The sequence below is a fragment of the Thiomonas sp. TH-17 genome (genome assembly GCF_057473305.1).
On the sequence record NZ_JBYCKI010000223.1, the window covers coordinates 1 to 9,141 of the forward strand.

Below are 9,141 nucleotides of genomic sequence, written 5' to 3' on the forward strand. Positions count from 1 at the left end.
ACCGGCATCGCCCACGCTTCGAGCAACCCCTGCGCGCCGAGCAACCCCTGCGCACCGACCAAAAAGAAGATGGAGAAGAAGAGCAGCAACCCTTGCGCGCCTTCGAAGAGCAGCAACCCCTGCGCGCCTTCCAAGTAAGCCCCAACCATCCATGACGCGGCTCGCAGTGAGCGACTTGTAATCTGCTTGCCGCGCCATGATTTCTCATGAACCAGTCCACTTCCCTGTTGTCCGGTCATGCACCAAAGAGCCGACTTTTTGCGGTCGACCTTCTGCGTGAACTGACGGTGCAAGAGCGAAGCGATCTGTATGCAGCTGGGTTGCGGGCACTCGATGCCACTCAGTCCCTGCTGCAAAAAGGAAAAACCGTGATCTCCGAGATCATCGGGCCGTCCGCCTATGTCGAGTGGGCGCATTACCCCAAGCGCGACGCCAAGGGCCGCGATGGCGCGCTGTTTTATTACCACGCGCACGCCGCCTCGCAGCGCATGGCGGGGGAGCATGGGCATTTTCATGTGTTCGCGTCCAACGAGCGCGCCGCCTGCCCCTCCGATCAACGCTACACCCACATTGCAGGGTTGTCGGTCGATGATCGCGGCATGCCCTTGCGCCTCTTCACCACCAACCAATGGGTGACGGCGGAATGCTGGGAGAACGCGGATCGCGTGTGTGCCTTGGCCCGGCAGACCGAACTCAAGGATGCCAGGCCGCATAAGGTCGGCCAATGGCTTGATGCGGTGTTTGCTTTTTTCCGTCCGCAAATCGACTATGTGGTGCATTTGCGCGACGCACGAATCAAGGCCCTGGAAGAGGGTGGGCGCGCCAATCTGCTTGAAGACCGGCGCACCCACATCCTGAGCCAGTGCCGTATTGATTTTTCGACGCAGATTCTTGCGTTGGAGGAGTTGGGCGCGCAAGCGCCCTGATAAGAGCCGGGCGGGTACACGCCCTGAAAGTGCAGTTCTACCAAACCAAACGAGGAGCCAACATGAAACTGAAACACCTGATCGGACTGAGCATCATCGCTGTGGCCGCGGCGCAAACCGCCGGCGCAGCCACGCTGCCCGGCCCGCTGGTCACCCCCCAGTGGCTGAATGCCAATAAAGACGCGGTCACCATCGTCGACATCCGCGACGAGCCCAAGACCTTCAGTGAAGAGCCGAAATTTGAAGTCGACGCCAAAACCAAGGTGAAGACCCTGGTCAAGACGGGCGGTCACATCGAAGGCGCCATTCCCGTCGATTTCGGCAAGATCCGCCAGGAGCGCACGGTGGACGGTGTCAAGATCAAGGCCCAGCTGCCGACCGCCGAGTACTTCACCAAGGTCATGGACGATTCGGGCCTGAACAAGACCGACAAGCCCATCGTCATCGTTCCCACCGGGGATAGCGTCAACTCCATGGACATGGCTACCCGCCTGTACTTCCAGCTGCGCTACTTCGGTGAGCCGCGCGACAAGCTCGCCATCCTCAACGGCGGGGTCAACGCCTGGATTCAGGCAGGCTATCCCGTGTCGACCGACAAGGTCACCCCGGCCAAGGGCAACTGGGCTGCTGGCGCTGAAGACAAGGCCATTCTGGCCTCGATGCAGCAAGTCAAGGAAGGTCTGCAAGGGGGCAAGGATCAGTTCATCGATGCCCGCCCGACGGCACAGTTCCTCGGCATTGTGAAAAAGCCGACCAACAAGACCGCCGGTCACCTTCCGGGTGCGCGCTCTTTCCCGACGGATGCAATTGTCAAGCCGGTTGGCGCCGCACATGAGTTCATGAGCGCTGACGATTACAAGAAGATCTACGCCGAGTTCAACATCCAGCCCGACGCGCAGACCATCACCTACTGCAACACCGGCCACCTGGCCTCTGGCGCCTGGTTTGTTACCCACGAGATCCTGGGCAACAAAAACTCCAAGCTCTACGCCGGCTCGATGATCGAGTGGACCAACCTCGGCAATCCGACGGTCGGACTGTCGCAGTAAAGCAAAACAGAAGCCAGCCGCCCTGCGCGGCTGTCACGACGACGCCCGGGCCTCCCCCGGGCGTCGTCGTTTTACCCCCGCGTTCGGGCGGGATGAATGGCCTGATGGAATCGCACCTCCTCTCAGCACGGCGCGCCCATTTGAGGGGGATGCCAGCGATTCCCGAGGCAGGCGTGAGATATTTCACAGGCAAACTCACCACAAAACCGATCAAATGAGGGCTTGAACCTCCTACACTGCCCATCCACAATTTCTCAGTTTTCATCCCTTCTCCGACATTACAGAGGTCGAGCATGTTGATCCGCAATTCCCGTTTCAGTCTTTGGCGCATGGCCGCAGCCTCCATTGCAGCCCTTCTGCTTGGCGCCTGTGCCGCAAACAACTATCCGTCCGCACCGGCAAAGATCACCCAGGGTGCCTATCACTACAAGGTGGGCGCAGGCGACACGCTCAACATCAACGTCTGGCGCAACCCGGATTTGTCCATGTCGATCCAGGTCCGCCCGGACGGCAGAATCTCCACCCCGCTGGCGCCTGACGTTCAGGCGGCCGGCAAGACGCCGGGCGAAATCGGCCAGGAAATCGAGGCACGGCTGTCCAAGTATGTCCGCGATCCGGTGGTGTCCGTGGTCGTGACCGGGTTTCATGGGCCTTACAGCCAGCAGATCCGTATCGTCGGCCAGGCCGTGCGCCCCATCGCCATTCCCTACCGAGAAAACATGACCCTGCTCGACGTAATGATCGCCGCCGGTGGCCTGACCGAGTTTGCCGATGGCAATGCCGCCGTGCTGGAGCGCCATGGCAAAACCTACAGCATCAAGCTGGGCAACCTGCTCAAGCGCGGTGAAATGTCAGCCAACGTCCCGGTAGAGCCGGGCGACGTCATCATCATCCCGCAGAGCATGTTCTGACCTTGCCTGTCCTTTCATTCACCTCACCCGAATCCCGCCCCATGCAGACATCTAGCCGCAAAGTCTTGTTCGCGCTGACCCCGCTGGCCTTTTGTCTTCTGCAGGCGGGATCGGCTTGTGCGCAAGCCATTCCCGGGCTCAATCTCGCCGCGCCCGGTGGCGTAGCGCTGCCCCAGCAGCTCGAAGGCGGCGAAGCGCAAGGCGGACTTCTGACGCCGCTGGGAACGGCCAGTGCGCCGCTCCCAGCGCGCGGCAACTTCGTCCAGCCCTCTGTGGGCATGTCGGTCGTACAGACCAGCAATGCCTATTTCGGCTCGAACAACCCCGCCCGCTCCGACACCATCTTCAGCATCACCCCGGGCATTGCGTTTCAAACGCTCGGGCCCGACTTGCGCACTTTCGGCAACTTTGCGCTCAATGCCCAGTACTACGCCCGCAGTTCCTACAGCAACACGGTCCTGCCCTCCGGCACATTGGGCCTGAACGCCAGGCTGATCGATCAATGGCTGTATTTCGATGCCGGCATCAACTCGCAGCAAAACGCGCTGCTCACCATCCCGGCCCAGTCCACCGGCACCGCGACCTACACCACCACCCAATACAGCCTCAGCCCTTACATCGATCATCGTTTCAACGATGACCTCCGGTTGCGGGCGCGTAGCGAAAACGTCTGGACCCAGATCAGCGGCAATCAAACCGGCGCCGCTTTGAGTAACGGCCGCTATGGGCGGCAGACCATCCGCCTGGATCGACGTCCCACCCCTCTCGGCTGGGGCCTCGATGCCAAGCAAGAGGAAACGGTTTACACCGACAGCGGATCGCTTGCCGTGCGTGACGAAATCGCGCGCGCCCGGGTTCTCTACGCCTTCACGCCGCATTTTGAAGGCGGTCTGATTGGCGGCTACGAGCATTACTCCACGGGCTATGCCAGTCTGGGACACAGCATTTATGGCGTGCAGCTCAACTGGCGTCCCAATGTATTCACCCGTTTCGACGGCGTGGTGGAGCGGCGGTTTTTCGGCACAGGCTGGGATATCAACGCCTCGCAGCAGATTCAGCGCCTGAGTCTGCGCCTGAACTGGAACCGGGCGCCCTCGTCCTACCTCGCTTCGCTGCAGACCATTCCGTCGGGGGTGAGTTTGTCCACCCTGCTGGGTGGCATGCTGGCCTCGCAATACCCCGACCCTGCCGCACGTGCGCAGGCGGTACAAAACCTGCTGGCCGTCACCGGTCTGCCCGCCACCCTGCCCAACGCCGTCAACTATTACACCCAGTCGGCCACCCTGCAAGACACACTGACCGTGACCGGGGTCTTGCTCGCGCAGCGCAACAGTTACACCGTCTCGGTGTTTCATACCAAAACGCAAGACCTGATTCTGCCCGGCTCGCCCCCCCTGAACAATCTGCTGCTTGGATCGGCTGACTATATTCAAAATGGTATCGGCCTGAGCTACGGACGGCGCCTCAGCCCGGTGATGAGTCTGAACGTCGGCCTGCTGCGTGCGTTGAGCACAGGGTTTGGCCCCAATGAAGGGATCAGCACCCGCCAGACCACATTCATCGTGCAACTCAGTCGGCGCCTTTCCCCGCAGACCATCCTGGTTCTCGGCGCACGCAGGCAACTGCTCGATACCGCCAATAGCGGCCTTCTCAATGCGAACGAATCGGCGGTTTACGCCGGTGTCACCCATCAGTTCTGAATCAGGCCCATGTACGCCGCACACTTTGGCCTGAGCGCCCCCCCCTTCCAGCTCAACCCAGACCCCAGCTTTCTCTACGAGAGCAAAGGACACAATTACGCCCACCAATATCTGCGCTTTGGCGCCATGCAGGGCGAGGGGTTCATCATCGTCACGGGAGAGATCGGCGCGGGCAAAACCACCCTGGTACGCGCTCTCCTCAATGAGCTTGATCCAACCAAGGTCGCCGCGGCCCAGATCGTCAGCACGCAACTCGAAGCCGAAGATTTGCTGCGCGCGGTAGCCAACGCCTTTGGCGTGCCGTCCAAAAATGCGTCCAAGGCCGAGTTGCTGGCCGCGATCGAAGCGCATTTCACCACCCTGATGCTGCAGAACCGCCGCGCGCTGCTGGTCATCGACGAAGCGCAGAACCTGAATGCGGCGGCCATTGAAGAGTTGCGCATGTTGTCCAACTTTCAGTATGGCAACCGCGCGCTGCTGCAAAGCTATCTCGTCGGGCAACCCGAGCTGCGCGAGGTGCTGCGCGCCCCCAATCTGGAACAACTGCGTCAGCGCATCATCGCCAGTTGCCATATCGGCCCGATGGACTCGGACGAAACCCGCGCCTACATCATCCACCGCCTCAAGCGAGTCGGCTGGACTGGGCGCCCGCAATTCGATGAGGCCGCTTTCGCTTCGGTGCACGACTGGACGGGCGGGCTGCCGCGGCGCATCAATATGTTGTGCAACCGCCTGCTGCTCTCGGCCTTTCTCGACAACACCGACCAGATCGACGCCGCGCGCGTCGACACCGTGGCCCGCGAAATTCGCGAGGAGATCGGCGGTCTGCTGCGTCCCGCCGATCCAACCGAGCCGCAGGCCCCCACCATCACCGCGCCGGTACAGCGCGCCGCACCCGCCGCACCCGTGCCGCACGCCCAGACGGACACCGCTTCGAGCCTGCCCATTTTGCGCGACGTCGCCGAGGCCCTCACCCGCGCACCCGCACCGCCCAAGCCGGGCGAGCCCGGCCCGCTGCTCTGCATCGCCCAAACCCTGGAAGATCGCATCGCCCTGCACCCGCTGATGCAAAAAATGCGGGCCTATTCCGGCTTGCCCCAGCCCGTGCTGGTCGGGCTGGAACAGCTGTCTTCTTCCGCCATCGCCAACGACCCGGCACTGGCTGAAATCGACCTCGCCCTGCTGCCCGAGGCGCAAGACGAGCGGCCCAGTCTTGCGGTCTGGGTGAACTGGCTCGATCAGATTTTCACCACCTACCGGCCCGCCGCGGTGCTCACTTTCGCAGACAGCGATGCCGCGCTTGCGGCCGGCCTGATGGCCCAGCGCCAAAAGATCTCGCTCGCCCATATCGAGTCCGGTTTGCGTCATGGCCAGCGTGCCGATGCGCAAGAAATCGACCGCATCGTCATTGATCAACTGACCGATCTGCACCTGACCCTGGCGACGGGCTGCGCCGATACGCTGACGCATGACGGCATTCCTCCCGAATCCATTCGCGTTGTGGGCAACCTGCGGATCGATGCCGTCGTGCAGGGCCTGGCCAATGCGCCAGACCCCAAGCTGTTCGCCTCGGAAATCGGGGTGCCCAAGACCTATCTCTCCAACCCCCAGGGCTATGCGCTGCTACTGCTCGAAGACGCTGAATGGGCTACTTCGCGCGACAAGATGATCGACATGCTGGCCAACGCCAAGCGCCTGAGCCGCATTCTTCCTGTCATCTGGCCGATGCCGACCGCCCTGCACAGCCGCCTGCTGCAATACGGTTTGAGCAACTCCTTACGAGGTTCGCGCGTAGCCTGCGTGCCCGAACTGCCCTTCGGGCAGACGCTGGCCCTGCTCAGTAAGGCCACCTGCCTGTTGACAGACCGCGCCAATCTGCAAGACGCCAGCTCCTATCTCGCCATCCCCTGCCTGACCCTGCAAGACTACTGCGCCCGCACCCAAACCCTCACGCAGGGCAGCAACCAGCTCGTCGGGCGCGATTTCCGTCGCATCTTCCAGGCCATGGGTGACATTCTCGAAGGCGACAAAAAAGCGCGTCCCAACCCGTTCGAGGGCGATGGCAAAGCCTCCGACCGCATCGCTCAGGCGCTTGAAACCTGGCTGATGACTCAGTGGGAAAACCAGGTGCTCGAAACCCTGGAGACCCAGGCATGACGCACATGAAGCCACGAGTCCACAGCTGCACTTCACTCTGAAAAGCAACATCATGAACGATTTACTACGTCCCCTGTTCAACCTCCTGCCCGGCATGTGGGACCGGCGCTGGGTCGGGCTGCTCACCGCCTGGGTCATCATGGCGCTGGGTGGCATCGGCGTGGCCATGTTCCACGAGCGGTACATGGCGTCAGCGCGCGTTTATGTGGACACGCAAACCCTGCTCAAACCGCTGATGCAAGGCCTGACCGTGCAGCCCAATATCGACGATCAGGTCGCCATGGTGGCCCGCACCTTGCTCGCCCGCCCCAATCTGGAGCGGCTGGTGCGTGAAAAACATCTCGCGGTCAATGATGGTCAGCCCGAATCGGTCAACCGCACCGTCGATCAACTGCTCAAGAGCATCAAGCTCGGCATCAACGCGCGGGAAAACCTCTACAGCGTCAGCTACGTCAACAGCGATCCGCAGGTTGCGCTCGGCGTCGTCAAAGATCTGGTGAACATGTTTCTCACCTCGGGCATTGGCGGCAAGCAGCAAGACACCCAGCAGGCGCTCAACTTTCTCGATGCCCAGGTAGCCGACTATGGCCGCCAGCTCAGTGCCGCCGAGCAAAAGCTCAAAGACTTCAAGACCCAGCATCCCGGCTATTCCGGTGTGGCCAATGTCGATTACTACACCCGCGTCAACCAGGCCTCCGACCAACTCTCCCAACTCCAGGGACAGCTCAGCGCCGCCATTGCCGCGCGCAATGCCATCAGCGGTCAGATGCGCGGAGAATCACCCACCATCAGCGTGACATCGCCCTACATGGCGGCAGCCGCTGGCCCCGCAGCGCCAGGCCTTCCTGCGGCCGTGCTTGACGTGGACCGGCGAATTCAGGAGCAGCGCAACCGGCTCGACGATCTGCTGCAGCGCTACACCAACGACTATCCCGACGTCATTTCTGCGCGCCAGACCCTGGCCCGCCTGGAAGCGGAAAGAAAATCACGCCTGAAGGCCGCGGCGGAACATCCCGCGCAAGCCGCTGAACAAGCCCCCATCGGCGCCAACACCATCAGCGCCGCCAACCCCGCTTACCAGCAACTGCGCGTGCAGGTCGCGCAGGCCGACGCCAACGTGGCCTCGGTTCAAGCCCAGGTGGGCGAGGCTCAGGCTCGACTGGCCCAGCTGCGCAGTCAGGCCAACAAAATGCCCGCGCTCGACCAGCAATATGCCGAACTCATGCGCGGCTACGACGTCATTCGCAAGAGCTACGACGATCTGGTGGCGCGACGGCAGTCGGCCGGGCTGACGCAAAGCGTCGATGCCTCCTCGCAGCTTGCCGTGTTCCGCGTGGTCGATCCCCCGCGCGTGGAACACCGTCCGCTGTTTCCGAGCAAGCCCGTTCTCATCGCCCTGCTGGTGTTTTTTGCGCTGGCCTGCGGGGTAGCGGCGAGTTTCATCGTCTCGCAGATCATGCCCACTTATCACAGCCCGCGCCATCTGCGCGAAACCATCGACCGCCCCGTGCTCGGCAGCATCTCCCTGCTGAACTCGCCCGAAATTCTCAGCCACGACAAGCGGAACAATGTGAATCTCGCGCTGGGCATCGCCGGGCTCGTGCTGATCGGGCTGCTCTGGGCCATCTGGGCCCATTTCACGCGACAGCCCGGCGTTTAAGGAAACACCATGAGCACCATTGAACAAGCCGTCAAGCGTCTTGAGGAACTCCGCACCGCTGGGGTGGACGTCCTGTGGACACCCGCCCCTCCCGCAGACGCCGCTCCAGCCGCACCGTCACCCTTCATGCCCACGGCGGCCGAACCTGCGAGCGCGCAGCCGCAGGCCGCCCCAGTCAAGCCGACCGAGACTGTCAAACGCGCGGCGAAACCCCAAGACATGGGCACGCGCTCGAAGCAGGTCGAAATCAATCTCGACAAGCTGGCGGCTCAGGGCTATATCGTGCCGCATGCCACCCGCTCGCTGCTGGTTGATGAGTTCCGCGTGGTCAAGCGGCCGCTGCTGGCCAACGTCACCGGGGCGGCCTCGGCCAAGATCGACCGGCCCAACCTCATCATGGTCACCAGCTCGCTGCCCGGCGAAGGCAAAACCTTCGTGGCGGCCAACCTCGCCATGAGCATCGCCGCCGAGCTGAACCACACCGTGCTGCTGGTCGACGCCGATCCTTCGCGCAGCAGCCTGCTCGAACGACTGGGCATCGCCCCGGCGCAGGGTTTGATCGACAAACTGCTCAACCCCGAGCTCGATCTGTCCGATCTCATCCTCGCGACCAACGTCCCCAAGCTCGCCGTGCTGCCCGTGGGCACGCCCAACGCGCAAGCCACCGAGCTGTTTGCCAGCGCCACCATGGACCTGCTGCTCGAAGAAATGGCGCACCGCTACCGCGACCGCGTCATC

The 9,141-nt window shown here is 62.4% G+C and carries 7 protein-coding genes; all 7 read left to right on the forward strand.

The genetic code is table 11. From position 1 onward, the window contains the following. The first annotated feature begins 206 nt into the window (after nucleotides 1–206). Complete coding sequence (locus AC2VLV_RS13285; protein WP_486990437.1) at nucleotides 207–926, forward strand: DUF6969 family protein; 720 nt, start codon at nucleotides 207–209, stop codon at nucleotides 924–926. A 62-nt stretch (nucleotides 927–988) separates the two neighbouring features. Then, entirely contained in the window at nucleotides 989–1,975 is a 987-nt protein-coding gene (locus AC2VLV_RS13290) for a sulfurtransferase (protein WP_486990438.1), read from the forward strand. A gap of 293 nt (nucleotides 1,976–2,268) precedes the next feature. After that, a complete protein-coding gene (locus tag AC2VLV_RS13295) occupies nucleotides 2,269–2,886 on the forward strand; it encodes an XrtA/PEP-CTERM system exopolysaccharide export protein (protein ID WP_486990439.1) in 618 nt (205 codons plus the stop codon). A 41-nt stretch (nucleotides 2,887–2,927) separates the two neighbouring features. Continuing rightward, nucleotides 2,928–4,586, forward strand: a complete 1,659-nt coding sequence (locus tag AC2VLV_RS13300; RefSeq protein WP_486990440.1) for a TIGR03016 family PEP-CTERM system-associated outer membrane protein — start codon at nucleotides 2,928–2,930, stop codon at nucleotides 4,584–4,586. Between the two features lie 9 nt (nucleotides 4,587–4,595). Beyond that, a complete protein-coding gene (locus AC2VLV_RS13305; protein WP_486990441.1) occupies nucleotides 4,596–6,743 on the forward strand; it encodes an XrtA/PEP-CTERM system-associated ATPase in 2,148 nt (715 codons plus the stop codon). A 52-nt stretch (nucleotides 6,744–6,795) separates the two neighbouring features. Then, nucleotides 6,796–8,403: an XrtA system polysaccharide chain length determinant gene (locus AC2VLV_RS13310; RefSeq protein WP_486990442.1), complete on the forward strand. Its 1,608-nt coding sequence runs from the start codon at nucleotides 6,796–6,798 to the stop codon at nucleotides 8,401–8,403. Nucleotides 8,404–8,412: 9 nt separating this feature from the next. Beyond that, the coding region (locus AC2VLV_RS13315) for a nucleotide-binding protein (RefSeq protein WP_486990443.1) at nucleotides 8,413–9,141 on the forward strand (729 nt) is incomplete at its 3' end.

Coding starts and splice junctions, on each gene's coding strand:
- AC2VLV_RS13285 (WP_486990437.1), top strand. CDS start 207: ATGAACCAGTCCACTTCCCTGTTGTCCGGTCATGCACCAAAGAGCCGA.
- AC2VLV_RS13290 (WP_486990438.1), top strand. CDS start 989: ATGAAACTGAAACACCTGATCGGACTGAGCATCATCGCTGTGGCCGCG.
- AC2VLV_RS13295 (WP_486990439.1), top strand. CDS start 2,269: ATGTTGATCCGCAATTCCCGTTTCAGTCTTTGGCGCATGGCCGCAGCC.
- AC2VLV_RS13300 (WP_486990440.1), top strand. CDS start 2,928: ATGCAGACATCTAGCCGCAAAGTCTTGTTCGCGCTGACCCCGCTGGCC.
- AC2VLV_RS13305 (WP_486990441.1), top strand. CDS start 4,596: ATGTACGCCGCACACTTTGGCCTGAGCGCCCCCCCCTTCCAGCTCAAC.
- AC2VLV_RS13310 (WP_486990442.1), top strand. CDS start 6,796: ATGAACGATTTACTACGTCCCCTGTTCAACCTCCTGCCCGGCATGTGG.